The sequence below is a fragment of the Subtercola boreus genome, from assembly GCF_003399625.1.
In the GTDB taxonomy this organism is placed as follows: Bacteria; Actinomycetota; Actinomycetes; order Actinomycetales; family Microbacteriaceae; genus Subtercola; species Subtercola boreus_C.
In genome coordinates, this window is sequence record NZ_NBXA01000003.1 from 189,926 (window position 1) to 213,981 (window position 24,056).

The 24,056-nt window shown below is 67.9% G+C and carries 22 protein-coding genes; 4 read left to right on the forward strand and 18 right to left on the reverse strand.

The window, feature by feature from the left end; translation table 11 throughout:
- Positions 1 to 19: 19 nt before the first annotated feature.
- The 4 genes from B7R21_RS02650 to dnaK form a co-directional block, all read right to left on the reverse strand.
- Positions 20 to 436 carry a heat shock protein transcriptional repressor HspR gene (locus B7R21_RS02650; RefSeq protein ID WP_301182542.1) on the reverse strand — a complete coding sequence of 139 codons (417 nt, stop codon included), beginning with the start codon at positions 434 to 436 and terminating at the stop codon, positions 20 to 22.
- 75 nt (positions 437 to 511) lie between these two features.
- Positions 512 to 1,522, reverse strand: coding sequence for a DnaJ C-terminal domain-containing protein (locus B7R21_RS02655; protein ID WP_116281692.1), 1,011 nt, complete (start codon positions 1,520 to 1,522; stop codon positions 512 to 514).
- Positions 1,515 to 2,162 (reverse strand): nucleotide exchange factor GrpE, encoded by a 648-nt coding sequence (locus B7R21_RS02660; protein WP_116281693.1) that lies wholly within the window; start codon positions 2,160 to 2,162, stop codon positions 1,515 to 1,517. The genes B7R21_RS02655 and B7R21_RS02660 overlap by 8 nt, the downstream gene beginning before the upstream one ends.
- A 2-nt stretch (positions 2,163 to 2,164) precedes the next feature.
- Positions 2,165 to 4,042: a molecular chaperone DnaK gene (dnaK, locus tag B7R21_RS02665; protein WP_116281694.1), complete on the reverse strand. Its 1,878-nt coding sequence runs from the start codon at positions 4,040 to 4,042 to the stop codon at positions 2,165 to 2,167.
- Between the two features lie 192 nt (positions 4,043 to 4,234).
- Here dnaK and B7R21_RS02670 point away from each other — a divergent pair, with 192 nt between their 5' ends.
- Positions 4,235 to 5,581, forward strand: a complete 1,347-nt coding sequence (locus B7R21_RS02670; protein WP_116281695.1) for an MFS transporter — start codon at positions 4,235 to 4,237, stop codon at positions 5,579 to 5,581.
- A 5-nt stretch (positions 5,582 to 5,586) separates the two neighbouring features.
- On the opposite strand, the gene B7R21_RS02675 is transcribed toward B7R21_RS02670, so the two are convergent.
- The 3 genes from B7R21_RS02675 to B7R21_RS02685 form a co-directional block, all read right to left on the reverse strand.
- Entirely contained in the window at positions 5,587 to 6,348 is a 762-nt protein-coding gene (locus B7R21_RS02675; protein WP_116281696.1) for an SDR family NAD(P)-dependent oxidoreductase, read from the reverse strand.
- A 70-nt stretch (positions 6,349 to 6,418) separates the two neighbouring features.
- Entirely contained in the window at positions 6,419 to 7,195 is a 777-nt protein-coding gene (locus tag B7R21_RS02680; protein WP_147305782.1) for a hypothetical protein, read from the reverse strand.
- On the reverse strand, positions 7,192 to 7,572 hold the full coding sequence (locus B7R21_RS02685; protein ID WP_116281771.1) for a hypothetical protein: 381 nt from the start codon (positions 7,570 to 7,572) through the stop codon (positions 7,192 to 7,194). Before B7R21_RS02685 ends, B7R21_RS02680 begins: the two co-directional genes overlap by 4 nt.
- 179 nt (positions 7,573 to 7,751) lie before the next feature.
- Between B7R21_RS02685 and B7R21_RS02690 the strand changes: the two genes are divergently transcribed.
- Positions 7,752 to 8,249 carry a MarR family winged helix-turn-helix transcriptional regulator gene (locus B7R21_RS02690; protein WP_116281698.1) on the forward strand — a complete coding sequence of 166 codons (498 nt, stop codon included), beginning with the start codon at positions 7,752 to 7,754 and terminating at the stop codon, positions 8,247 to 8,249.
- 36 nt (positions 8,250 to 8,285) lie between these two features.
- On the opposite strand, the gene B7R21_RS02695 is transcribed toward B7R21_RS02690, so the two are convergent.
- The 6 genes from B7R21_RS02695 to B7R21_RS02720 all read right to left on the reverse strand — a co-directional run bounded on the left by B7R21_RS02695 (position 8,286) and on the right by B7R21_RS02720 (position 13,880).
- Positions 8,286 to 9,152: a prenyltransferase gene (locus B7R21_RS02695; RefSeq protein ID WP_116281699.1), complete on the reverse strand. Its 867-nt coding sequence runs from the start codon at positions 9,150 to 9,152 to the stop codon at positions 8,286 to 8,288.
- A complete protein-coding gene (locus B7R21_RS02700) occupies positions 9,149 to 9,481 on the reverse strand; it encodes a lycopene cyclase domain-containing protein (RefSeq protein WP_116281700.1) in 333 nt (110 codons plus the stop codon). The genes B7R21_RS02695 and B7R21_RS02700 overlap by 4 nt, the downstream gene beginning before the upstream one ends.
- A complete protein-coding gene (locus B7R21_RS02705) occupies positions 9,478 to 9,828 on the reverse strand; it encodes a lycopene cyclase domain-containing protein (protein WP_116281701.1) in 351 nt (116 codons plus the stop codon). The genes B7R21_RS02700 and B7R21_RS02705 overlap by 4 nt, the downstream gene beginning before the upstream one ends.
- Positions 9,829 to 9,865: 37 nt before the next feature.
- Entirely contained in the window at positions 9,866 to 11,668 is a 1,803-nt protein-coding gene (gene crtI / locus B7R21_RS20565; RefSeq protein WP_437184172.1) for a phytoene desaturase family protein, read from the reverse strand.
- A 227-nt stretch (positions 11,669 to 11,895) separates the two neighbouring features.
- Entirely contained in the window at positions 11,896 to 12,834 is a 939-nt protein-coding gene (locus B7R21_RS02715) for a phytoene/squalene synthase family protein (RefSeq protein ID WP_116281702.1), read from the reverse strand.
- On the reverse strand, positions 12,831 to 13,880 hold the full coding sequence (locus B7R21_RS02720) for a polyprenyl synthetase family protein (protein ID WP_116281703.1): 1,050 nt from the start codon (positions 13,878 to 13,880) through the stop codon (positions 12,831 to 12,833). Before B7R21_RS02720 ends, B7R21_RS02715 begins: the two co-directional genes overlap by 4 nt.
- Before the next feature lie 57 nt (positions 13,881 to 13,937).
- On the opposite strand from B7R21_RS02720, the gene idi reads away from it, so the two are divergent.
- A complete protein-coding gene (gene idi / locus B7R21_RS02725) occupies positions 13,938 to 14,522 on the forward strand; it encodes an isopentenyl-diphosphate Delta-isomerase (protein ID WP_116281704.1) in 585 nt (194 codons plus the stop codon).
- A gap of 61 nt (positions 14,523 to 14,583) precedes the next feature.
- Here the strand turns inward: idi and B7R21_RS02730 are convergent, their stop codons facing one another.
- The 4 genes from B7R21_RS02730 to B7R21_RS02745 form a co-directional block, all read right to left on the reverse strand.
- On the reverse strand, positions 14,584 to 15,294 hold the full coding sequence (locus tag B7R21_RS02730) for an HAD-IA family hydrolase (RefSeq protein WP_116281705.1): 711 nt from the start codon (positions 15,292 to 15,294) through the stop codon (positions 14,584 to 14,586).
- Positions 15,295 to 15,400: 106 nt separating this feature from the next.
- Positions 15,401 to 16,450: a hypothetical protein gene (locus tag B7R21_RS02735; RefSeq protein WP_116281706.1), complete on the reverse strand. Its 1,050-nt coding sequence runs from the start codon at positions 16,448 to 16,450 to the stop codon at positions 15,401 to 15,403.
- 108 nt (positions 16,451 to 16,558) lie between these two features.
- Positions 16,559 to 17,209, reverse strand: a complete 651-nt coding sequence (gene dcd, locus B7R21_RS02740) for a dCTP deaminase (protein WP_116281707.1) — start codon at positions 17,207 to 17,209, stop codon at positions 16,559 to 16,561.
- 29 nt (positions 17,210 to 17,238) lie between these two features.
- Positions 17,239 to 18,810 carry an FAD-dependent oxidoreductase gene (locus tag B7R21_RS02745; RefSeq protein ID WP_116281708.1) on the reverse strand — a complete coding sequence of 524 codons (1,572 nt, stop codon included), beginning with the start codon at positions 18,808 to 18,810 and terminating at the stop codon, positions 17,239 to 17,241.
- Between the two features lie 128 nt (positions 18,811 to 18,938).
- Here B7R21_RS02745 and B7R21_RS02750 point away from each other — a divergent pair, with 128 nt between their 5' ends.
- Positions 18,939 to 19,199 (forward strand): DUF4190 domain-containing protein, encoded by a 261-nt coding sequence (locus B7R21_RS02750; protein WP_172592021.1) that lies wholly within the window; start codon positions 18,939 to 18,941, stop codon positions 19,197 to 19,199.
- 72 nt (positions 19,200 to 19,271) lie between these two features.
- Here B7R21_RS02750 and B7R21_RS02755 read toward each other — a convergent pair whose 3' ends face one another.
- The gene (locus B7R21_RS02755) at positions 19,272 to 23,819 is read right to left on the reverse strand and encodes an ExeM/NucH family extracellular endonuclease (RefSeq protein WP_116281710.1); all 4,548 of its coding nucleotides are present in this window, start codon (positions 23,817 to 23,819) and stop codon (positions 19,272 to 19,274) included.
- Positions 23,820 to 24,056 lie beyond the last annotated feature (237 nt).

Here is a 24,056-nt window from a genome sequence, read left to right on the forward strand (position 1 = left end):
ATCCACTGACCCCCGGTGGTCAGGGGCGCCAGACCATGATCTCGGTGCGGCGCTGGCTCCGCGTGCCGTTCTTCAGTGACACGATCTCGCCCTCGGTTCCGGCGGCGAACACACGTCGGCCGGGGCGGTTCAGCAGCTCGTCTGCGAGCGCCGATTCGAGCTCGCGCACGCGGCGGGCGAGTTCCTGGTTGATGTTCTCGAGCTCCAGGATGCGCCGGATGCCCTCGAGGGTGATGCCCTCGGAGCCGAGCCGCGCGATCTCGCGCAACTGCATCACGTCGCGGAGCGAGTAACGGCGGGACTTGCCCGCGGTGCGGCTCGGGCTGACAAGGCCCAGCCGGTCGTACTGCCGGAGGGTCTGCGGGTGCATCTCGGCGAGCTCGGCGGCCACGGCGATCGCGAAGAGCGGCGCGTTCTCGTCAACGGGTTGCTGCACCGGGTCTCCCTTCGTCGTGGTCGGTGTGGTGCGGGTTCCGGATGACCGTCGGCACGGTCATCCGGAACCCGCCTGTCACTCCTGTGCCTTTGCGAGCAGTTCTGCCCGCGGATTCTCGTTCGGTTCGAGCGAATGGAAGGCGACGAGGGCTTCGCGCGCCTCATCGGACAGGTGCGACGGAACCGCAACCTGCACGACGGCGAGCAGGTCGCCCGTGCCCTTCGGCGTCTCGACTCCGCGTCCCTTGACGCGAAGCACACGCCCGCTCGGGGTGCCCGGCCCGACCCGCAGCTTCACGGGATCGCCGCCGAGGGTCGGCACTTCGATGGTCGCACCGAGCGTTGCCTCGACGAACGTGACCGGCACGTTCACCCGGAGGTTCAGCCCGTCGCGGTCGAAGACGGGATGCTTCCGCACAGACACGGTGAGCACGATGTCGCCGGGTTCGCCGCCGTCCTGGCTCTTCTCGCCCTTGCCCCGCAGCTTGATCTTCTGGCCGTCGGAGACACCCGCCGGGATCTTCACCGTGATGGTGGTTCCCTCGGCGGTCTGCAGCTTGATCGTGTCGCCCTTCGTCGCCGTGACGAAGTCGACCGTTGTGCGGGCCGTGACGTCGCGGCCGCGCGTCGGTCCGCCGTAGCCGCGGAAACCACCGCTCGGCTGGCCGAAGCCGCGATTGCCGCCGAACATGCCGCCCAGGAGGTCGTCGTAGCCGGCCTGCTGGAAGCTGTAGTTCGAGCCGGCACTGCCGCCCGCACTGCCACCCCGGCCGCCACCGCCGAACATCCCACCGAAGACGTCTTCGAAGCCGCCCGACTGGCCCTGGCCACCCGCCGTGAAGCGGGCACCTGAACCCATCGCACGGATCTGGTCGTACTCCTTGCGCTGCTCGGCATCGGCGAGAACCGAGTGGGCTTCGCTGATCTCCTTGAACTTCGCCTCGGCTGCAGTGTCACCGGGATTCGAGTCCGGATGGTACTGCCGGGCGAGCTTGCGGTACTGCTTCTTCAGGTCGGCCGCAGAGACGTCCTTGGAGACACCGAGGACCTTGTAGAAGTCCTTGTCGAACCAGTCCTGGCTAGCCATTCGGCACCGCTACGACGACCTTGGCCGCCCGGAGCAGTGTCGAGCCGAGGTAGTACCCCGTCTCGACGACGTCGGCGATGGTCGCCACCTCGACGCCCGGAGTCGGCTGCTGGAAGATCGCCTCGTGCTCCTTCGGGTCGAAGACCTCGCCCGTCGTCCCGAAGGGCTTCAGGCCGAGGCGCTCCACACCCGTGCGGAGTTTGGCGGCGATCGAGGCGAAGGGCCCCTCGGCGAGGTCGCCGTGCTTCTCGGCACGGTCGAGATCGTCGAGCACAGGCAGCAGGATCTTCACGACGTCACCCACCGTGCGCTCCCGTTCCACCTCCCGGTTCGCTTCGGTGCGCTTGCGGTAGTTGGCGTACTCGGCGGTGACGCGCTGCAGGTCGGCGAGCCGCTCCGCAGCGAGATCGTCGGCCTGGCCGGCGCTCACGGCGTCGAGAAAGCTCAGGTCGTCGTCGTTCAACGCACCCTCGCTCGGAGTCTCTACATCGGGACCTTCGGCCTCGACGAACGCTCCGTCCTCGACCGGCTCGCCCGTCGCCGGGTCCGAGGAGAATGCCTCGGGCCCGGCGGGGGGGAACTGGCCAGACTCGTCATCGTTCGGGCTCTTGCCCTCGCGGTTCGACTTGTCAGCGGCCATGGTTACTTCTGCTCTTTCGACTCTTCGTCGTCGACAACCTCGGCGTCGACGATGTCCTCGTCGGACGACGGCTCCGAAGCAGGCTCCTCGCCCGATCCCGCAGCGGCGGAGGCAGCGGCCTCGTCGGCCTGCGAATTCGCGTAGATGGCCTGGCCGAGCTTCGACTGGCTCTCGTTGAGCTTGTCGAACGCCGACTTCACCGCGTCGTCGTCGTCACCGGCGAGAGCGGTCTTCAGTGCATCCACATCGGCCTGCACCTCGGTCTTCACGTCTTCGGGCAGCTTGTCCTCGTTGTCCTTGATCAGCTTGTCGATCGAGTACGCGAGCTGCTCGCTGGTGTTGCGGGTCTCCGCAGCCTCACGACGCTTCTTGTCCTCGGCAGCGTGCTCCTCGCCCTCACGGACCATGCGGGCGATGTCGTCCTTCGACAGGCTCGAGCCGCCGGTGATCGTCATCGACTGCTCCTTGCCGGTGCCCTTGTCCTTCGCGGACACGTGCACGATGCCGTTGGCGTCGATGTCGAAGGTGACCTCGACCTGCGGGATGCCGCGCGGGGCCGGTGCGATGCCGGTCAGCTCGAACGTTCCGAGGTTCTTGTTGTCGCGGGTGAACTCGCGCTCGCCCTGGAAGACCTGGATCGCGACAGACGGCTGGTTGTCGTCGGCCGTGGTGAAGGTCTCGCTACGCTTGGTCGGGATGGCGGTGTTCCGCTCGATGAGCTTGGTCATCATGCCGCCCTTGGTCTCGATACCGAGGGAGAGAGGCGTGACGTCGATGAGCAGGACGTCTTTGCGCTCGCCCTTCAGCACACCGGCCTGGAGTGCCGCACCGACGGCCACGACCTCATCCGGGTTCACGCCCTTGTTGGGCTCACGGCCCCCGGTCATCTTCTTGACGAGGGAGACGACGGCGGGCATGCGGGTCGATCCACCGACGAGCACCACGTGCGCGATGTCGGCGACCGAGACACCGGCCTCCTTGATGACATCGTGGAACGGCTTCTCGGTGCGGGCCAGCAGGTCAGCGGTGAGCTCTTCGAACTTCGCCCGGCTGAGGGTCTCATCGAGGTTGGCCGGGCCGTTCTCGGTGAGGGAGAGGTACGGGAGCTGGATGGTCGTGGAGAGCGAACCGGAGAGTTCCTTCTTGGCCTGCTCAGCGGCCTCCTTCAGGCGCTGCTTGGCGATCTTGTCGCCGGAGACGTCGACACCGGTCGAGTCCTTGAAGCGCTTGACCAGGTAGTCGACGACGCGCTGGTCCCAGTCGTCGCCGCCCAGGCGGTTGTCGCCGGCGGTCGAACGCACCTGGATGGTGCTGAAGTCGTCGTCCTTGCCCACTTCGAGCAGGCTCACGTCGAACGTTCCGCCACCGAGGTCGAAGACGAGGATGAGCTCGTCCTCCTTGCCCTTGTCGAGGCCGTATGCCAGCGCAGCGGCGGTCGGCTCGTTGATGATGCGCAGCACGTTGAGGCCCGCGATCTCACCGGCCTCCTTGGTGGCCTGGCGCTCGGCGTCGTTGAAGTACGCGGGAACGGTGATGACAGCATCGGTGACCTTGTCGCCGAGGTACGACTCAGCGTCACGCTTCAGCTTCGCGAGGATGCGGGCCGAGATCTCCTGCGGGGTGTACTTCTTGTCGTCGACGGCCACGGTCCAGTCGGTGCCGATGTGGCGCTTCACACTGGAGATGGTGCGGTCGACGTTGGTGACGGCCTGGCGCTTCGCGGTCTCGCCGACGAGCACTTCACCGTCTTTCGTGTAGGCCACGATCGAGGGCGTGGTGCGAAAGCCTTCAGCGTTCGCGATGACGGTGGGTTCTCCACCCTCGAGTACGGACACAACAGAGTTGGTGGTTCCGAGGTCGATTCCTACTGCACGAGCCATGTGCGTGTTCTCCTTCGTGGCCTGGCGGCCGTTTCGCAAGTCCTGTGGGCCAACCCATCAGAGTTGAGTCCCGTAGCATCAAGTTTACCGACCCCGGATGCCGTGTCAAGCTCGGAGCTGAAAACTTGAGTCGGACTGGCTCAACTCTCAGGAGTTTCACTGCTGTTTACGCGAGGAATGTACTGTTCAGTCATGACAGCACCCTCCCCGACTCCGGCACGGGCATCCGGAGCTGCCGACGACCGCGTCGTGCCCCGTCGGCGCATCGCCGCCTGGGCACTCTGGGACTGGGGCGGCGCCTCCTTCAACGCCGTCGTGACGACGTTCGTGTTCACGGTCTACCTCACCGGCAATGCGGTCAACCACCCGTTCGGCGACGAGGCCTTCGTGTCGGCCCAGCTGGGCTGGACGCTCGGCGTGGCCGGCCTGATCGTCGCCCTGCTCGCCCCCGTGACCGGGCAACGCACCGACACGTCCGGGAGGCGGAAGCTGTGGCTCGGCGTGAACACCTACATCGTGGTGGCGATCATCGCGGGGCTGTTCTTCGTGCAGGCAGCTCCCGAGTACCTCTGGCTCGGGTTGCTGCTTCTGGCGGCAGGGTCGGTGTTCTTCCAGTTCGCCGAGGTGAACTACAACGCGATGCTCTCGAGCGTCTCGACGAAGCGCACCATCGGCAAGGTGAGCGGGTTCGGCTGGTCGATGGGCTACTTCGGCGGCATCGTGCTGCTGCTCATCGTGTACTTCGGCTTCATCCACCCCGATGTGGGCCTGTTCGGCGTGACGAGCGAGAACGGCCTCTCCGTGCGGGTCTCGATGCTGATCGCCGCGATCTGGTTCGGCATCTTCGCGCTGCCGGTGCTGCTCTCGGTGCCCGAACTCGAACCACACGGATCGGCAGCCCGGCCGAAGGTGAGCTTCTTCGGCTCCTACGCGCGCCTCGGGCGGGACCTCGCCGGGCTCTGGCGCACGAACCGCCACACCGTCTACTTCCTGATCGCCTCCGCCGTCTTCCGCGATGGGCTGACCGGCGTGTTCACGTTCGGCGGCGTACTGGCCGCCGGCACCTTCGGGTTCTCGGCGAGCGAGGTCATCGTCTTCGCCATCGCGGCGAATGTCACGGCGGGAGTCTCGACCGTGGTCGTCGGTCGACTGGATGACCGGGTCGGGCCGAAGCCCGTCATCGTCGTGGCTCTGGTCGGCCTGGTGATCTGCGGCTCAGCGGTCTTCCTCCTCCACGACGCCGGGAAGTCGGCGTTCTGGGTCTTCGGCCTTCTGCTCTGCCTGTTCGTCGGCCCGGCACAGTCGGCGAGCCGGTCGTTCCTCGGCCGCGTCATCCCGGCCGGCCGCGAGGGCGAGATCTTCGGCCTCTACGCCACGACCGGCAAGGCGGCGACCTTCCTCGCGCCGGCCGCGTTCGCCCTCTTCGTCACCCTCGGCGGCGCCCAGTACTGGGGCGTGCTCGGAATCGTGCTGGTGCTGCTGGTCGGGCTCATCGTGCTGCTGCCGGTCTCGGCGAAGCAGAAGCAGCTGAGCGGCTGAGGACGTCAGACCGCCACGTAGCCGCCGTCGATCGGCAGCGTGTGTCCGGTGATCCAGGCCGCATCGGAGGAGGCGAGGAAGAGCACCGCGTTCGCCACGTCGTCGGCGGTCGGCATGCCCGGGATCGGGTTGAAGTTCGCCATCCGCTCGGCCATCTCCCTCGGGTCGGGCGCGGTGTCGATGAAGTTCTGCACGAGCGGTGTCAGTACGACGGTCGGTGCGACCGCATTGACGCGGATGTTCGACTTCGCGTACTCGACGGCGGCCGATCGCGTGAGCCCGACGATGCCGGCCTTGGCGAACGTGTAGGGCGAGATGTTGTCCTGAGCGGTGAGACCGGCGGTGGACGAGGTGTTGACGATGCTGCCGCCACCGTTCGCCAGCAGGGCGGCGATGCCGTACTTCAGCACGTAGAAGACTCCGTCGCCGTTGATGTTCCGCACCTTCTCCCAGTTCGCGAGGTCCATCTCGTGGAGCTTCTGCTGCTTGCCGTCGATGCCGGCGTTGTTGAAGATGACGTCGACGTGGCCGTAGTGCTCGATCGCCGCTGCGAAGCCGGCCTCGACGCTCGCGGGGTGTGAGACGTCGACCTGCACTGCGAAGCCGTCGGGCAGCGTTGCCGCGAACGCTGTCGCGCCGTCGATGTTGAGGTCGGCGATGACCACCCTGGCGCCTTCGCCTGCGAACCTGGCGGCTGCTGCCGCTCCGAGCCCTGAGGCTCCTCCCGTGACGAAAACGACCTTGCCGTCGAACCGCTGGGCTGACATGTGTTCCTTCTTCCATTCCTGAGAAGCCGCAGGCATTTACCTGTAGTTACAGCTACCACCCTACGCCTGTTCAGAAGACGCGGATGCGGAACCGATCAGCGGCGCGAACCAGATTCTCGTCCGAGACGAGGAGGGGGTCGGGGCCGAGAGCGAGGAGGCCTGCGGACCAGTCGTCCGCCTCGGACGGCAACCAGATCGCCTGGCAGGTGCCACCGCCGTGCTTACTCCCATAGGCGATGCCGCGCGCTCTGTCTCCGCCATCCAGGGTGAGGCCCCGGATCGTCGCAGCGATCCCGGTCGTGACAAGCCTGTTCTCGCCACGGAGAACAGCAGTGGTGAGCGAGGTGATGCCATTCTCGATCAGGACGTCGCTCGCGAGAACCTCCAGCGCAGAGAGCGAGTCAGGATGCTCCACGTCGGCCCACCACCCATCCCCCTCGGCAGACACCGGGAACAGGCCTCGTTCGTGCCGCCAGATCGACGGAATCGCACCGACACCCATGAAGGACTGCTCCTGCCACTCCGTCGCGACTTCTTCGAGAAACTGTTCTCGCGTCAGTCCAAGCGCGACGGCATCGGCCTCGAGGGGGTCGCGCCCACCGATTGCTCGCTTGAACGAGGAGAGCACCTCGGCGTAGGCGGAGGTGGGGTCTGCGGCGACGTACAGCGTGGCGCCAGGAGTGTCATACCGTCCCCATCCGGCCCGACTCGCGCCTTCGACGCGCACAACAGCAGACAGCGCCTCGTATCGTCGCCGCGAAACGCGGTACCACCGATCAGCCGGATTGTTGCGCACGAGTCGGAGGCCCGTCGCAGCGCAGCGTCGTGCCGCCGCTCCTTCGGTCATACATCAGCCGCGCTGGAGAGAAAACCATCCAGAGCCACCGAGACCTCACGCAGACGATCCTCGCGAATCGCGGTGAGGGGGGTCACTTCTCCGAGCAGCGGATTACCGCCGATGAACCACTGACGTGCAACGTGCGCACCCTCTTCGCCCTCGATGCGCTTCCAGGTTCGGTGCCCGAACTGCAGGCGGCGAAGGAAGTCGGTCGATGGCGTGGGCCCGTCTGGCCTCGCCCACTTGCTCGGCAGTTTTCTGTCCTTCGAGCCCGTCATTGCCGCCACGAGAGTCGGCCCGAGCGCACCAACCATCTCCGCGGCGATCTGGTGACTGTCCATTCGCGCGGTGCTTGCGTGCTGGCCTGTCGACGTGAGGCGTGTCATGACACTCACATTACCCCTGATTTCCACGTGGCAAGCCCCTTCTTGCGTCTCTGATACCCCCTGTCCGCAAACAACGCTATGCGGGTCGCCCCCTGGCACCGAGACCCGGGAGTACTACTGAACTTATCTCATTACCTGCATCCTCGGAAACAGGGGATAGGGCTATCCTCGGAGACACCATGACCGACCCGTCGCCCACCCCCGATGCCGCGCACTTCGCCGCCTGGGCGGACTTCGTTCTGGCCTACACGAGGATCATGCGGACGGTCGAACGGGCGCTCAAAGCCGAACAGTCGATCAGCTGGGCGCAGTACGACCTGCTCTACAACCTCGGCACAGCGCCCGGGCACACCCTGAGCGTGACCGCCGTCTCCCGCACACTGCTCTACAGCAGTGGGTCGGCGAGCAACCTCGTGTCGAGCATGGTCAAGGCCGGCCTGGTCGAGCGCCAGCCGTCGCCGGATGACCGGCGGAGCAACCTCATCCGGCCGACACCGCACGGGGAGAGCACGTTCACCGCATCGACCCGGCTCGTTCTCGAGGTGGTGCAGCGGGAGTTCGCCGGGCACCTCGCGGATTCCGAGCTCGGGCCGGTGGCAGCGTTCCTCGCGCGGCTGCGGGCGCAGGATGCGCAGCTGAGGCACCCGCCGTACGATCTGCCGGTCGACCTGGGCTGATCCCGCTGCCCCCGCTCGGGCACACGCGAGCCCCGTTCAGGCCGTGAGCAGCACGTACCAGATCAGCAGCATCGTCACGAGGAACCCCGTGGCGAAGTTCAGGTAGAGGAACCTCTTCCAGCCGGCATTGGCTCTCTCCGCATCCGCGTCGGTGATCGACCAGAACGGCAGCACGCTGAACGCATAGGGCAACGCCAGAAGGGCCGCGAGGGGGCCGGGCCAGCCGGCGAAGAGCATCAGCACGCCGCCCAGCAGGTAGGCGAAGAAGGCGAATCTCACGGTCTGGCGCCCGCCGATGACGGTGGCGATGGAGGCGATGCCGCCTTCGCGGTCGGCCACGATGTCCTGCACGGCGCCGAACGCGTGGCTGGCGATGCCCCAGAGGAAGAAGGCTGCGAGGATCGCCCAGAGTCCAGGGCTGAAGACCGCGCCCGCCAGCACGAGGCCGTACACGGCCGGGCTCACGAAGTGGGTGCTCGAGGTGAGCGAGTCGAGGAACGGGCGCTCCTTGAACCGGAGCTTCGGCGCGCTGTAGGCGATCACGGCGAACACGCTGATGGCGAGCACCAGCCATGACAGCGGGGAGCCGACTATGACGAGATATGCCAGGAACGGAATATTCGTCGCTGCGGCACTGACGAGCGTGATGCGATGCATCGAACGGCTGAGCACGGCACCCTCGACGCCGCCCTTCCGGGGGTTCCTCATGTCGGACTCGTAGTCGAACACATCGTTGATGCCGTACATCGCGAGGTTGTACGGCACCAGGAAGTAGAGGGTGCCGAGCACGAACGTGAGGTCGACCTCGCGGGTCGTGAGCAGGTAGCCGGCCGCGAACGGGAAGGCGGTGTTCACCCACGACAACGGCCTCGACGAAAGGATGACCTGGCCGAGCCTGCTCATCGGGTCTCCTGCTCGGCAGCGGGGGCCGGCAGGGCGGCGCGGGCTGGCAGGAGGTACCAGAGGGCGGGGAGGAGGAGCACAGCGCCGACGACGTAGGCGAAGTCCTCGAGTGGAGCGATGCCGAGGAACGCACCCGAGATGAGGTCGCGGTTGTAGCCGACCAGACCGATTGCGATCATCACGTTGTCGAACACGGCGCTGACCACGAACAGCACCAGCACGGTGACGGCGAGAGGAAGCAGCCGGGGGCGTCGCCGCACGAGCAGCGCGACGACGGAGACCGCGAGAGCGATCGCCAGGAAGACGGCGTTGAGGGTCCAATAGGTCATGAGCGGCGCCCTGGTCGCGCGCCTGCCGCCGCGCGGGTGTGGGCGAGCATCCGGCCGACCGCCTCGAAGAGGTTCATCGTGAGGTAGCAGAGCAACGTCAGGAAGAAGACCTCCTCGAGCGGCAGTTCCTTCGCCACCAGGATGCCCGTCATGAACGACGTCTCGCCGCGGAAGAAGATACCCGCCGTGATGCCCGACACATCCCAGGCCAGGAAGAACAGCACGCCCACGACGAGCACGATCGCGGCGCGCCGGGCGTCCTGCCAGAAGAACAGCCGGAAGCGGCGGTCGAGCATCACCATCCCGGTGAGCGCAATGAGCAGCGCCAGCAGGTACAGGATGCCCATCAGCACCTCCCCCGCCGGGCTCCGGCGCGGGCCGGGCTCACAGCGGCTCCGGCAGTGCCGTCGTCGAGATGTCGCCCCGCAACCGCTTGATCACGAGTTCGGCACTGATCAGGCACATCGGAAGTCCTATGCCCGGAATGGTGGATCCACCGGCGTAGTACAGGCCGGCGACCTTCTTGCTCACGTTCCCTGCCCGGAAGAAGGCGCTCTGGCCCAGCGTGTGGGCGGGCCCGAGGGCCGTGCCGTTCCACGTGTTCAGGTCGTTCGCGAAGTCGGCGGGGCCAACCGTTCTGCGCACCGTGATGCGTTCGGCGAGGTCGGGGATACCCGCCCATTCGGCAATCTGTGCGATGGCCTCGTCGGCGATGGCCTCGACCTGCGGGGAGCCTGCACCGTCTTCGCCGCCCGACCCGATGCCCGGATCGGCGGGGATCGGCACCAGCACGAAGAGGTTCTCCGACCCTTCGGGCGCGACCGACGCATCCGTGGCACTCGGCCGGCAGACGTAGATCGACGCCGGGCTGGGAACGGAGGTCGTGACCGGCCGGCCCATGCCGACGCTCTTCAGCAGCCCGGCCGCGACACCGCCCTTGCCGAAGATCTTCTCGAAGTCGCTCTTCCACGTCTTGGTGAAGAAGAGCGTGTGGTGCGCCAGCTCGGGGATCTCGCCGGAGACGCCGAGGTAGATGAGCACGGCGCTCGGTCCGGCCGTCTTCTTGGCCCAGTAGCTCTCGGGATACGTCTGGAGCTCGGGCAGCAGCATCGTGGTCTCGACGTGCTTGAGGTCGGTGGCGGCGACCACCACATCCGCATCGAGAGTGTGTGCTGCGCCGGTGGCGTCGAGGTACTGGATGCCCGAGACCCGCACGGGCGTCACCGGGGGTGTCTCGGCAGGAGTCTCGCCCGTGAGGGCATCCGTGTCACGGGGAGCCGTGGCCTTCGTCGCGGCGCCTGTCGGCTCCGCCTCGCCCTCCAGCACTCGCCGGAGCTCGTCGCGGTCGATCACGTTGGTGTCGAACTCGTTCGTCGGGTAGTCGTACGGCCCCGGTGCGGGCGGCTCCGACAAGGCGGCGTCGAGGTCGTCGCCCGACGTCACGATGCGGCTGACCGTCGCCCCGGTGACGATGGTGACGCCCGCCGAGACGGAGAGCTGCTCGATGCTCTCGATGACGCGGGCGAAGCCGCCCTGCGGGTAGAGCACACCGTCGTCGAGGTCGAGGTGGCTCATGAGGTGGTACATGCTCGGAGTGGAATACGGCGACGAACCGAGGAAGACAGCGGGGTATCCGAGGATCTGCTGCAGCCGGGGATCGCGCACCGTGCGGCCCGCGAAGCTGTCAAGGGACTCGAGCAGAAGGCGCACGAGACGCAGCGAACGCTTCAGCACCGGCCCCTTCAGGAGCGGGCGGAAGTCCTCGAATGTCGAATAGAGAAAGTACTCCTTGGCCAGTTCGTACGTCTCGGCCGCCGAGTCGAGGTACCCGGCCATCCGCACTCCGGATCCCGGTTCGAGCGACTCGAAGAGTTCGAGGTTCTCCTCGCGGCTCGCAGCGATGTCGACGGGGCGGAACTCGTCCTGGAACAGCACCCGGTAGCCGGGGTCGAGCTTCGAGAGGTCGAGTTCGGAAGCGGCGGATGACCCCATCAGCTTGTACCAGTGGTCGAAGACCTCGGGCATGAGATACCACGAGGGGCCCGCATCGAACCGGAAGCCGTCCTTCTCCCAGAGCCCGGCGCGACCGCCCACGGCGGGCTGCTTCTCGACGACGGTGACGCTGTAGCCCTCGCGGGCGAGGAGACCGGCGGTGGCGAGTCCGCTGATGCCCGCGCCGATCACCACGGCTTTCTTGCCTGCACCCGGGCGGAGGGCAGCTGCCTCACGCTCGGCCGCGGCGCTCGGGCGGGCGGCGTAGGCATCGAGGATGTAGTCGTCGGGCAGACGCTCGATCACGTCGGTCTCCCCGTCGACGATGTCGTCGAAGGAGTTCGCGCGCGGCTCAGACTCGGCCTCGGTGGGCTCGGCGTCAGACTCGGCGCCGGTGGGCTCGGCGTCATCTCGCTCGGGGGTCAACGGTTCTCCTTGGCAGGGTTTGATCTGCTGATGGCGGTGGGCAGTGACTCGCGCGGCAGCCGGCCGGCGGCAGCGGAGGCGGCGATCCGGAGCTTCACCGGATTCGGCACACGGATGCGCGTCTCGGCCAGTACGGCAGCCGGAGTATCCCGGAGCCGCCTGGTCAGTTCGCCGAACAGACCCTGGGCGAGCGCAACCGCCCGCCGCGATGACGAGGGAAGCAGGGGGAGGCTCGCGCGCGCAATGCGGAGGTCGTTGTCGATGTCGTCGAGGATGTCGCTCTTCGCGGTCTCCCCGAAAGTCGACACGTTCACCCCGGGGAAGTAGCTTCGCCCGAGCCCCGCGAAATCAGCGGAGAGATCGCGCAGGAAGTTGATCTTCTGGAAGGCTGCGCCGAGGTGCCTGGCCCCGTCGACGAGAGTGCTTCGACGGTCCTCCGAAACCGTATGCCCCTCGAGGAATGCGCAGAGGCACATCAGCCCGACCACCTCAGCCGATCCGTAGACATACTCCTCGAACGACTCGGGGGTGTGTTCGGACTCGGTGAGGTCAGCGCGCATGGACGCATAGAACGGAACGACCAGCTCGGGGCCGAAGGAGACCTCCCGCGCCGTGAGGGCGAATGCGTGCACGATCAGGTTGGTGCTGTACCCGACGGTCATCGCGTCGAGCGTCTCCTGCTCCAGCGTGTCGAGCAGGCGCGCGATCTCGGGCGCTCCGAGCGACGCCGAGGCCGCCACGCCGTCGACGACCTCGTCGGCGAGCCGCACCAGAGCGTAGATGTTGTCGACGTGGCGCCGAACGGGCGGAGACAACAGTCGCGACGCCAGCCCGAAGGAGGTGGAATACCGGTGGATGACGATCCCCGCCGTCTCGACGGCGACCCTGTCGTAGAGCGACCGTGCCCTCGCGAGGTCGGTCGTCTGCCCGCTCACCGCACCCGCCGGAGCACGGAGTCGATGACGGGCTGGAACTCCGCGCGGGTCGCGTCGGGGAGAGCATCCGACGCCAGCTCCTCGATGGCACGGTCGGCGAACTCGCGCGCCAGATCCTCTGCGTACTTGCGGGCGCCGCAGGCCTCGAGCGACCGCCGCACCACACCGGCCTGTTCGCGGGTGAGATCGGGGAGACCGAGCCACTGCGAGATCTCGAGCCACTCCGGGCAGCCCGACGCGTAGGCGATGAGCACGGTGCGCTTGCCCTCCCGCAGGTCGCCGATGGTGGTCTTCCCGGTGGCGGCCTCGTCGCCGAAGACGCCCAGCACGTCATCCACGATCTGGTAGGCGATGCCGATGTTCCGGCCGAAGGAGGCGAGTGCACGCACGGCCTCGTCGCTCGCGCCGGCCAGAACGGCACCGGCCTCGCAGGGGCTCTCGAACGAGTAGACGGCGGTCTTCAGGCGCTCCATGTCGACGACCTCGTCGACCGTCGGCATCGACTTGAGCTGTGAGAAATCTACGTCGAAGAGCTCGCCGGCGGCCGAGGCGAACAGGGCCTCGTCGAAGATGTCGTGGAGGCGGCGGCGCATCTCGTCTCCGACACCGGCCTTGTCGATCATCCGGAACGCGTTCGAGAGCGCCAGGTCGCCGGCGATCACGGCGACAGAGAGTCCGCGGTGTTCTGCTGCCGGGATCGGGATGCCCGCGGTCTGCGCGAAATCGCGGTAGACCCCGGAGACGTTCACTCCGCCCCGCCGGATGAAGTCCCGGTCGATCACGTCGTCGTGCACGATGAGGGCTGTGTGCAGGAGCTCGAACGCCGCCCCGATGTGGGCTGCGGCTTCGATGTCGGTGCCGCCGAGGGACTCGTAGGCGCCCATGACCATGCCCGGTCGGAAACGCTTGCCACCCGAGGTGTTGCGCTCCAGGGTCTGCCACAGCGTGACGTATCGAGGCCCGATCGCCGCCGCGCGGTTCTTGGCTAGGCTGAAGAAGCGGTCAAGCACATCGTCGACATTCTTCTGTCGCCGCGAGCTTGCCACTACGAGATCCTGTGGGTCCACCTTTTGAGCGTAACCCACCGAGCGAGAGAGGGCGTTATGGCTGCCTCCGATGAGCAGGTCGTGCTACTGTCCGATGCCGGAAATCCGATCGGTGTCGCCGACAAGGCCACGGTGCACACCCTCTCGACACCGTTGCACCTTGCCTTCTCGTGCCACGTCTTCGATCGGGCGGGGCGGATCCTCGTCACCCGCCGGGCACTGTCGAAGCGCACGTGGCCGGGCGTCTGGACGAATTCGTTCTGCGGGCATCCGGCGCCGGGCGAGAGCTTCGAGGATGCGCTGGTGCGGCGGGCGAGCGACGAGCTCGGGATCGGGAGCAGCGGCGCGGGTGACGCTGGCCTCGCTTCGGTCGAGGTCGTGCTTCCCGACTTTCGCTACCGGGCGGTGGACGCCACCGGAATCGTCGAGAACGAGATCTGCCCCGTCTACACGGCGGTCTTCACGCCCCCGTCGGCGGCTTCGGATGCCCTCCAGCCCAATCCCGACGAGGTCGCCGAATGGCAGTGGTCCGAGCCTGCTGCTCTGCTGGCCGCGATCGAGGCGACTCCGTGGGCATTCAGCCCCTGGCTGACCCTGCAGCTGCCCGCGCTGATGGCGGCCCGCGCCGCCCTCGCGGCCTGACCCACTCCCGGCCTGACCCACTCCCTGCGTGACCCACTCCTCGGAGGAACAGGGGCGGGGGTCAGAAGTCGAGGCGGAAACCCCCGGGCACGGGGACGAACCGCACGTCGGCGAGGCTGTCGACCACGAGGTCGGCGTCGAGTTCTGCTGCCGAGTGCGTTCCGGCGACGCCGACGGTGGTGCATCCGGCAGCACGTCCTGCAGCCAGCCCGGCCGGTGCATCCTCGAACACGAGACAGTCGCGCGGATCCACGCCCAGCCGGCGCGCACCCTCCAGGAACGGCTCGGGGAACGGCTTGCCCCGAGGCGTGTCGTCGATCGTGACCACCGTGGCGGGGGCAGGGATGCCTGCCGCCCCGATGCGCGCCCGGGCGAGTTCGCGCGTGCACGAGGTGACGATCGCGCGGCGCTCCTCCGGCAGGCTGCCGAGCAGCTCGGCGGCGCCCCTGAGAGGCGTGATGCCGTCGAGGTCCACGAGTTCGAGGTGGAGGATGCGCGCGAACGCCTCGGTGACGAGTTCGGGGGCGATGACGGCACTCACGAGTCCGATCGCCGGCTTGCCGTGCATCCCCTCCCGGAACGCGGGGTCGAGGCCCCACTCCTCACCCCAGGTCGTCCACGAACGGTCGACGGCCGGCGTCGAGTCGATGAGCGTGCCATCCATGTCGAAGAGGGCCGCCGTGAACACGCGGTCGCGGATGCCCGGGGCCGCCGCTCGCGGGTTCTCTTCGTCGTTCGGGCGTGAGCGGGGTTCCGGGTGCTGCTGGGTCATCGTTCTCCTTACGTTTCCAGCGTATCGGCCCGGCCGCGGCGGCCCCGCCGGGATCGGCCCCTCCAGCAGTGCGGGGCCGGTTGGGAACCCGCGGCGAGGGCGCGCCTCAGTCGCGGTCGTACGGAACCGACGAGTCGAGCGTGAGCGCGCCGTCCGGCAGCCACCGCACCGAGAGCCCCACTCCGGGCGTCACCAGGCCCGAGTCCGGGTCCCGGTAGTCACGCGTCGCGAGCGACACCTGCAGCCCCCGGGTCGCCACCCGGTCGACGTCGTCGCAGGTGTAGCCGTAGTCGACCGGGTTGCCGTAGACCACGAGGCACACCTGGTTGGACGAGCTGATGGCGGCATAGACCGCCCCCGGACTGTTCTGGGAGACGTTCAGCGCCCGGAAGGTCGAGACCAGGAGCTCCTGCGCGGGTTCTGACGGCGGGAGGTCGGCGACCAGCTGCCCGTGGGAGAAGACCGCGGAGTACGAGTCGGCGCCGATCCCCGGCGGGAAGTTCGGGTAGGGCGCCGCCGTGAGCCGTGGTGTGGGAGCGGCGGAGCCGTCGCCGCCCGTGGCGCTGTAGCTCGACCCGCCGTCGGCCGCAGCCGTTCCGGCCCCGTCGGCGGCGCTCTCGGCGGCGTTGTCGCCATTGTCGCCCGGGGCTCCGTTCGCACTGTTCCCGACACTCTTGCCCGCGCTGTCGCCGTCGGCAGCGATGCCGGCCCCGCCTGCTGCGGACTGGGACGCGATCACCGTGGTCGCCACGAACACTGCCGCCCCGGCCAGGCAGCCTGCCGCGATGAAGGCTCCGGCCAGCAGCACGGTGGTCCTCCGGCGCATGGCCGGCCGGGCATCCAGAGTCGCGAGGGCCTCAGCGAGTGCCCGTTCCGTCTCGGCTCGTTCACTCTCGAGCGATGTGCCGATGGCGTCGAGTTCACTCTGGGCGGCGAGAGCCCTGACCTCCTCGCCCGCTCCGGAGGGCCGGGCGAAGGCGGCGCGCTGCAGACCGGCGAGCGCCCTCCGCGGCGCCGGTTCCCCCGACGGGCAGTCGGCAGACGGATGATCGAGCCACCACAGTGCGTCGCCGACGTCATACGCACCGTCGTATTCGGCTTCGACGGCGTGCCGGAATCGCGCGTCGCGCTCGAAGCGAGCGTGCCAGTCGGTCATGGTCACCTCCGCCCTCCGCGCTCGGTCACGCGTACCGCTGTCGCGGCTCACCCCATCATCACCCGTCCGCCACCGTGACGCCAGCCCGCGCGCTGGTCCCGGGAGGGGTCAGCCGTGACCGCCGAGAGTGGTCGGCCCGGAGGTGGAGGGGTGGGCATCCGGAGCCGAAGCCAGCGCGCCCGCCGACACGTCGGAGTGCACGAAGTTCAGGTGCGAGCGCGACGCAGTCGGCCCGCGCTGGCCCTGGTAGCGGGAGCCGTAGACGCCGGAGCCGTACGGATGCTCGGCCGGCGAGCTGAGCTGGAAGAAGCAGAGCTGGCCGATCTTCATCCCCGGCCAGAGCTTGATGGGGAGGGTGGCGACGTTCGACAGCTCGAGGGTGACGTGGCCCGAGAATCCGGGGTCGATGAAGCCGGCGGTCGAGTGGGTGAGGAGCCCGAGGCGGCCGAGCGAACTCTTGCCCTCGAGGCGGGCAGCGATGTCGTCGGGCAGGGTGATGAGCTCGAAGGTCGAGCCGAGCACGAACTCGCCGGGGTGCAGGATGAACGGCTCATCCGCTTTCGTCTCGATCAGCCGGGTCAGCTCGGGCTGGTCTTCGGCGGGGTCGATGAACGGGTACTTGTGGTTGTCGAACAGGCGGAAGAAGCGGTCGAGGCGCACATCCACACTCGACGGCTGCACCATGCGGGGCTCGAAGGGTTCGAGCCCGACCCGCCCGCTGCCCAATTCGGCCCTGATGTCGCGGTCGCTGAGAAGCATGCGGCCAGCCTACTGCGCCGCCAGAGCGGTCAGACCGACTGGGGCTGGGTGAAGAGGCCGCGTGGGTCGTGCTGCTGCTTCAGTTGCTGCAGGCGCGGGAGGTTCGCTCCGAAGTAGGCGGTCTGGGCATCCGGAACCGTGCTGTCGCAGTAGTTGACGTACGCCCAGTTCTGCCAGTGCGTGGTCATGGTGGTGCGAAAGCCACGCACGTAGGCGTCGAACGGCGCAGGGTCGGCACCGACCGCGAAGGTCGCCGTGTACTGCACCGTCATGAGCGCCTTGCGGTGCACGAACGCCGTCGCGGCAGGGTCGACCGACGAGACGACGCCGCCCAGGGCATCCATCGAGATGCCGCCCTCGGTCATGCCCGTCACGGCCTGCGCCTGCTCGACGGCCGCCACGAGGTCGTGGATCCCCGATGCGTCGAGGGTCGTGTACGCGACGTTGGATGTGCCGGATGACGGCTCGCGCGTCAACGCCCCATCGGGGCCCGTCTTGCACTGGGCCAGCGGGGTGTTCTCACATCCTGCCTCGGTCATCATCGCCTCGAGGTAGGTGTGGTGGAACGACTGGTTGTCGGTCGGCCGGGCGTCGACCCCCGCCAGCAGCGGCTTCAGCTGCTCCGGCAGGTCACCGATGTCGCCGGTCCAGGTGCCCGAGACCGAGACGCTCGGAGTTCCGGTGTGCGACTGGCCGCCGAGCAGTTTGAGAGTCGACCAGAGCCGGTTGTCGGCGCCGGGCGCCCAGACCTGCCACGACGCGACGACGTCGGATGCGCTGCTCCACGGCCACTCGACATACCAGGTGTTCACGTCTGGAGCCGACTGCGTTTCGAACATGAGCTTCGTGACGACGCCGAACTGGCCTCCACCGCCGCCCTGGCACGCCCAGAAGAGATCGGCATCCGTCTCCCTGCTGGCCTGGTGCACCGTGCCGTCTGCAGTCACGATCTCGACGCCGGTGAGCTGGTCGCAGGCGAGGCCGAACGAGCGCACCAGCACCCCGACGCCGCCGCCGAGGGTCAGTCCGGTCGCGCCGACGGTGGCGCAGGATCCGCCCGCGACGGCGCGGCCCGCCGAGCCGAGAGCACTGTAGACCTCGACGAGGGTGGCTCCCGCACCGACGCTGGCCGTGGTTCCGTCTGCTGAGAGCGCGACGTCGGTGAGCGTGGCGGTGCTGATCACGAGGGAGGGTGCGACGCCGGTTCCGGATGCTCCGCCCGCCGAGTATCCGATGTAGTTGTGTCCGCCGGAGCGGAGCGCGATCGGCACACCGTACTTCGTGGCGAAGGCGAGCCCGGCGGCGACGTCTGCCGCGCCTGCGGCCTCGAGCACGGCGAGCGGCTGCGCGTCGTCGAACCGCGGGTTCTCGGTGAGTGCTCCGGAAGCGTAGCCGGCGTCGGCGGGGAGGAGCAGGCTTCCGGTGACGGCGGCGGTCAGCTCACTCCACACCGGCGGGCCCTCGGGAGTCGGTGGTGGGGTGCCCGGTGAGGCCGTGCCCGTCGACTCCGGAGCGGGGGCGGTGCACGCGGCGAGCAGGGCGGCCGTCGCTGCGGAGCCCCCCGCCGCAATCAGGAAACGGCGGCGGGTGAGTGCGGGCATGCCGCAACTGTAGCGGCGCAGTCCCTTCCGTTGGTGCGGTTCTGAAGGCTCATCAGATTCGAATGTACTTCTGTGATGAATTCTCGTATTCTGGTGGAACCGATATTTCTTCGACTTTAGGATCACTGATGACTGACACCTCCTACACCGGCAGCGCGCCGGCCAAACTCAACACGCTCTCGATCGTCGCCATCATCGGAGGGTTCCTGGTGCCGCTCGTCGGCATCGTTCTGGGCTTCTTCGCGCTCCGCCAGATCAAGGAGACCGGCGAGCGCGGCCACGGCCTCGCGATGGCCGGCATCATCGTCGGCATCGCGCTCACCGTCATCTACGCGCTGATCGGCATCATCGGTGCCGTGGCCGGCGCCGCGATCAGCTCCGGGTACTGACGGTGACGAACGGCCGCCGGACATCACCCCGACGACCGTTCGTCACGCAGTCAGCGTCGCCGCCTCACCTTCTCAGGCGAGCCAGGGGAAGAGCGCCTTCAGCAGCGCCACGAAGTACGCGTGGAGCGCCGCCGCCACGGCCTGCAGCCAGGCCGTGAACGGGTCGACTGGCGGCGGGGTGACCGCCTTCGGCGTGACCGTCACCGGTACGCGCACGGTCGTGCCCGACTCCTTCGCAGTGATCACGATCGTGCTCGCACCAGAGGCGTTGGCGGGGATCGTGTAGGTCACGGTGGCAGCGCCGCCGCTCACTGCGGTGACGGTGCCGGAGGCGGTGTTGCCCGCCAGCGTCGTGGTCACCTTCGTGGTGACCGGGCTACCGAGCGACGTCAGGTCGAGCTTCGACAGGTTCAGAGTCACTGTGTTGCCGGCGACGACCGCGGCCGTCGGCGCGCCCGTCAGTGAGACCCCGCGACGGTCGAACGCCGGCGAGACGGGGCTCTTCGCCGCGAGGAAGCTGATCCACGCATCCCGGTCGATCAGGCCCGAGTCGCGGGTGTTCGTCCCTGCCGTGAAACCGCGGAAGTTGTCGCCGCCCTGCACGAGAAAGCTGAACGATCCGATGCGGTAGGCCTTCCGGGCATCCAGAGGCGCACCGTTCACCGTGACGGAGGTGATGCGGTCACCGGATGCCCGACTGGCGTCGTACGTGTAGGTCACGTTCTTCGACAGGCCGAGGGCCAGGAATGGACGTGAAGGCACGGTGCCCGCCGCATCCGTCTGCCACTGCTGCTCGAGCACGGTCTTGAACTGCGCCCCGGTCAGCGTGGTCGTGTACAGATTGTTCACGAATGGCAGCACGGCGTTGGCTTCGGCGTAGGTCACCACGCCATCGCCTTCACCGACCGAGGAGGATCTGTAGAGCAGGTCGCTCCGGAGCCCGCCGGGGTTCACCACGCCGATCTCGGCGCCACCGAGGTTGGCGGGCGCGAGAGCCGACACGAGTGAATCGGCGACGAGATTGCCGAGCGTCGATTCGCTGGCCCGGTCATCCCGAACCGTTCCGTTTGTCGTGTAGGCGGTCGTGATGTCCTTGGTGATGGTCGCGACCGGCTTGTTGCCGATCGTCGCGGCGCTCGCGATGGCGGCATCGACGATCCTCTTCACCTCGGCCACGCGCGGGTACGTCGCCACCAGGGTGGTGTCGGCGACCGTGGTGCGCGGCACGTTCCGGGCCGTGTACTTCACGACCGCGTCATCCGCGTTGCGGTCGACGCTCAGAACGACCTGGCCGATGTTCTCACCGTAACTGCCGGTCTGGAGCACCGGACGGGTCTTGCCGGCCTGGCCCGGGATGGGCGCATCCCACGAATACTGCTTGTGGGTGTGGCCGGTGAAGATGGCGTCGACGTCGGCGCTCGTCTGGGTGACGATCTTCGAGAAGGCGCTGTCGGTCACCCCGACCTCCTGCTCGAGGCTCGCGCCGTCGGGCGTTCCGGCGCCCGCACCCTCGTGGTACTCAGCCACGAACACGTCGGCAGCATCCGTGGCCTCGAGCTTCGCGACCACCCGGTTGACGGCGGCGACGGGGTCACCGAAGTCGAGCGAGGCGATCCCGGCGGGCGACACCAGAGTGGGCGTCTCGACGGTGACCGCACCGATGATGGCGATGCGCACCCCGTTCACCGTGACGACCTTGTATTCCGGCAGGGCCGGCGTGGTCGTGCCCTTCAGGTAGACGTTCGCGCCCAGGTAGTCCCAGTTCGCGGCGTCCGTCACCCGGCCGGTCAGGTCGGTGAAACCCTGGTCGAATTCGTGGTTGCCGACCGCCGAGGCCGTGAGGCCCAGGGCGTTCAGCACGTCGATCGTGGGCTTGTCCTGCTGCGATGACGAGGCGAACAGACTCGCGCCGATGTTGTCACCGTCGCTCAGCAGCAGGCTCGAGCCGTCGCCCTTCTCGGCCTTCAGCTGCTCGACGGTTCCGGCGAACTTCACCGTGTTGGCGTCGATCCGACCGTGGAAGTCGTTGATGTTCAGCAGGTTGAGGTCGACGACGTCGGCCTTCGGCGCGAGGTTCAGTCCGACGACGATCGGATCGTGGTCGCTCGAACGATAGGGGTTCGCCTGGTAGAAGTCGGTCGCGTTGTAGTTGTTGCGGCTGTACTCCAGGGCGATCGACTCGACCGAGTTGATGTTCCAGACGTCGACGGCGTTCACCGACGTGTTGGCAGCCGAATTCGCGAAGAGGTGGTCGAGCGAACCGACGGCGCCGTCGAAGGCGTAGGTCGACTTGCCCGTGGTGGACCCGAGGTCGACGTAACCGGCCGCGACGAGCACGTCGATCGGGTCTTCCTTCAGGTAGGCGTTGAAGTCGCCGTCGAGCAGCACGCGGTCGATCTTCGACGACGCCTTCATCGTGTCGGCGAACGCGACGAGGGCCTTAGCCTGGTTGACGCGGGAGGCATTGGATGCCCCCTGGCCGTCGCCCTGGTCGGCGTCGACCCCCGAGCCGGAACCCTTCGACTTGAAGTGGTTCACGATTGCGAGGAACGAGGTCGAATCGGCCCCACCCTTCAGCTTGAACGCCTGGGCGAGCGGCTGGCGGGCGTTGACGAAGGCGGGATCATCCAGAACCGACGACGCGCCCACGGTCTCGAGCACGGCGGGCTTGTAGATGAAGGCCGTGCGGATGACGTCCTCCGTCGCCGGCAGCGTGGCCGGTGACGGAACGAACGCCCAGGTGCCGGCGCCCGCGGCGCTGTTGAGTGCGTCGGCGAGGGTCGACAGCGCGGTGTCACGGGGCTTGCCGAAGCGGACCGAATTCTCGATCTCCTCGAGCGACACCACGTCGGCGTCGAGCGCATTGATCGCCGAGACGATCTTCGCCTGCTGGCGCTCGAGGTCGTCGGCGTTCGCGGCACCCCGGGCGTCGCAGCCACTGTTGACCGTGTTCGGGTTTCCGGCGCGGTCGGTGTAGTACGTGCATCCGGCGATCGAGTCCCCGGTGGTGGTGAAGTAGTTCAACACGTTGAACGAGGCGAGAGTCGCGTCGCCGCCCACGGTGGCCGGGGCCGCGGTGCGCGTGTTCGCAAACGTGGCGGGCTGCACGGTGGCGGCGTTTGCGGCGGTGAGCTGCTGGGTCGGCTGGAAGTTCCAGGTGCCGAACCGGTAGTCGAGCACGACGGGCTTGGTGAGCGTCGCGGCAGCGCCGATCCGCACCGGGTTCGTGGTCGACAGGTAGGGCAGTGGGGTCGCCTTGTTGGCCGCGGTGTTGAAGTTGAGGCTCGAACCGTCGTCGAGCGTGACGCTGCGGGCCGCATTCGCCGCGACGAGGGCGGTGTACTCGGCGCTGCCGGGTTCGGTGACGGCGGTGGGGGTGTCGAGCGGTTTCGTGCCCTGCGCGAGCACGATCGACGCGTAGAAGTTCGTGTCGTAGTTGTCGGTGACGGTGAAGTCGCCGGCGGGAGCGAGCAGCATGCCCTCGAGCGACTCGCGTTGGAGGGCATCCGTCGGCAGCTCGTTGGTGACGGGCACGGGCGGGGCGACCGCGTCGTTCAGCACGGTGAGTCCGCCTGCGTCGACGGTCAGCTCGGTGAGTCCCGAGAACTCGGAGACGACGCCGGTGACCCTGACGTGACTGCCGATGGTGGCCTGGCCGACCGTCGTCGCGGAGAACACGTAGAGGCCGTCGGAGGCCTTCTGCGTGCTGAAGTCGCGGGTTCCGCCGGTGCCGGGGGTCTGGATGAAGTATCCGTTGAAGCCGCCCGTGGGATAGCTCGCGGTGACGACACCGGTCGTGGTGACGGTCTGGCCGGCCAGCGGGCTCGTATCGGTGGCGCCCTGGATCTGGGCGATCGTGACGGTGTCGCCGGGCGTCGGGGCGCCGGTGGTGGGCGGATCGGTCGGGGTGGGCGGATCCGTCGGGGTGGGCGGATCCGTCGGGGTGGGCGGATCCGTCGGGGTGGGCGTGCTGGCGTCCGAGGCCGCGTTCTGCGGAGTCGGAGCCCCGGCCCTGAAGTCGGACGCGTTGCTGTCACTGTCGGCCCCGCTGCCGCTCCGGGCGAGCGAGGTGGTGACGGATGCCGCGGGAGCCGCCAGCGTCTCGTAGGTGTTCGACGTGCCGTAGCCAAGCAGGTCGACGATGGCGCTGTTGCCCGTCACCGATCCGGTGGGCGGGGCGGTCAACGCGGTGGTCTGGTTGGCGAGGAACAGGGTTCCGCCACCGGCGGCGAACGAAGCGCCGAGTGTCTGGTCTGGCGTCGGCAGTGCAGCACCGTTCGCAGCGTTCGAGGAACCGCCGATGAGGTAGTGGCCCTTCGCGGCGATAGTGCCGGTGAGCGGCAGCGTCGCGGTGGGGTTGGCGGTGCCCGTGGCCGACCGGTACTGCAGCGACATCGACGACAGCGAGATCGGGGCGTTCGTGGGATTGTAGAGCTCGACGAACTTGTTGAGGTAGGTCGCTCCAGCGCTGCCACCGTTGAGGTACGCCTCGCTGATGACGACGCCCGTGCCGGCGGGAGCGGCGAAGGCGGGAGCGGCCGCGAGCGGCGCAACGGCCAGCCCGAGGGCGGTGAGGACGGCGATGCCCAGCTGGGATCGCCTGGCGGATCTGTGGCGCATTCGTGTGGTCTCCTCGGTGTCGGATCTCGCGCAACCCCTCGGTGCGCCTCTCAGGAGCCTGCGCGATTCATGTGAACTCCGCGTTACCGAACCGTGTACCTGCCGTTCGGTGATCGGCGCTGAGTCGCTATCTGGCCAGCCAAAACGCTGGTCAGACCCCCATTCGGGGGGGGTCTTGCGTCGCTGGTAACGAATTCATAACAAATGTGTCTCCTCTCAGAATTGCGGCGCTATGGA

Bases quoted from the DNA above. Each gene is read 5' to 3' on its own strand.
- B7R21_RS02655 (WP_116281692.1), bottom strand. From the start codon at position 1,522: ATGGCTAGCCAGGACTGGTTCGACAAGGACTTCTACAAGGTCCTCGGT.
- B7R21_RS02660 (WP_116281693.1), bottom strand. From the start codon at position 2,162: ATGGCCGCTGACAAGTCGAACCGCGAGGGCAAGAGCCCGAACGATGAC.
- dnaK (WP_116281694.1), bottom strand. From the start codon at position 4,042: ATGGCTCGTGCAGTAGGAATCGACCTCGGAACCACCAACTCTGTTGTG.
- B7R21_RS02670 (WP_116281695.1), top strand. From the start codon at position 4,235: ATGACAGCACCCTCCCCGACTCCGGCACGGGCATCCGGAGCTGCCGAC.
- B7R21_RS02675 (WP_116281696.1), bottom strand. From the start codon at position 6,348: ATGTCAGCCCAGCGGTTCGACGGCAAGGTCGTTTTCGTCACGGGAGGA.
- B7R21_RS02680 (WP_147305782.1), bottom strand. From the start codon at position 7,195: ATGACCGAAGGAGCGGCGGCACGACGCTGCGCTGCGACGGGCCTCCGA.
- B7R21_RS02685 (WP_116281771.1), bottom strand. From the start codon at position 7,572: ATGACACGCCTCACGTCGACAGGCCAGCACGCAAGCACCGCGCGAATG.
- B7R21_RS02690 (WP_116281698.1), top strand. From the start codon at position 7,752: ATGACCGACCCGTCGCCCACCCCCGATGCCGCGCACTTCGCCGCCTGG.
- B7R21_RS02695 (WP_116281699.1), bottom strand. From the start codon at position 9,152: ATGAGCAGGCTCGGCCAGGTCATCCTTTCGTCGAGGCCGTTGTCGTGG.
- B7R21_RS02700 (WP_116281700.1), bottom strand. From the start codon at position 9,481: ATGACCTATTGGACCCTCAACGCCGTCTTCCTGGCGATCGCTCTCGCG.
- B7R21_RS02705 (WP_116281701.1), bottom strand. From the start codon at position 9,828: ATGGGCATCCTGTACCTGCTGGCGCTGCTCATTGCGCTCACCGGGATG.
- idi (WP_116281704.1), top strand. From the start codon at position 13,938: ATGGCTGCCTCCGATGAGCAGGTCGTGCTACTGTCCGATGCCGGAAAT.
- B7R21_RS02730 (WP_116281705.1), bottom strand. From the start codon at position 15,294: ATGACCCAGCAGCACCCGGAACCCCGCTCACGCCCGAACGACGAAGAG.
- B7R21_RS02735 (WP_116281706.1), bottom strand. From the start codon at position 16,450: ATGACCGACTGGCACGCTCGCTTCGAGCGCGACGCGCGATTCCGGCAC.
- dcd (WP_116281707.1), bottom strand. From the start codon at position 17,209: ATGCTTCTCAGCGACCGCGACATCAGGGCCGAATTGGGCAGCGGGCGG.
- B7R21_RS02745 (WP_116281708.1), bottom strand. From the start codon at position 18,810: ATGCCCGCACTCACCCGCCGCCGTTTCCTGATTGCGGCGGGGGGCTCC.
- B7R21_RS02750 (WP_172592021.1), top strand. From the start codon at position 18,939: ATGACTGACACCTCCTACACCGGCAGCGCGCCGGCCAAACTCAACACG.
- B7R21_RS02755 (WP_116281710.1), bottom strand. From the start codon at position 23,819: ATGCGCCACAGATCCGCCAGGCGATCCCAGCTGGGCATCGCCGTCCTC.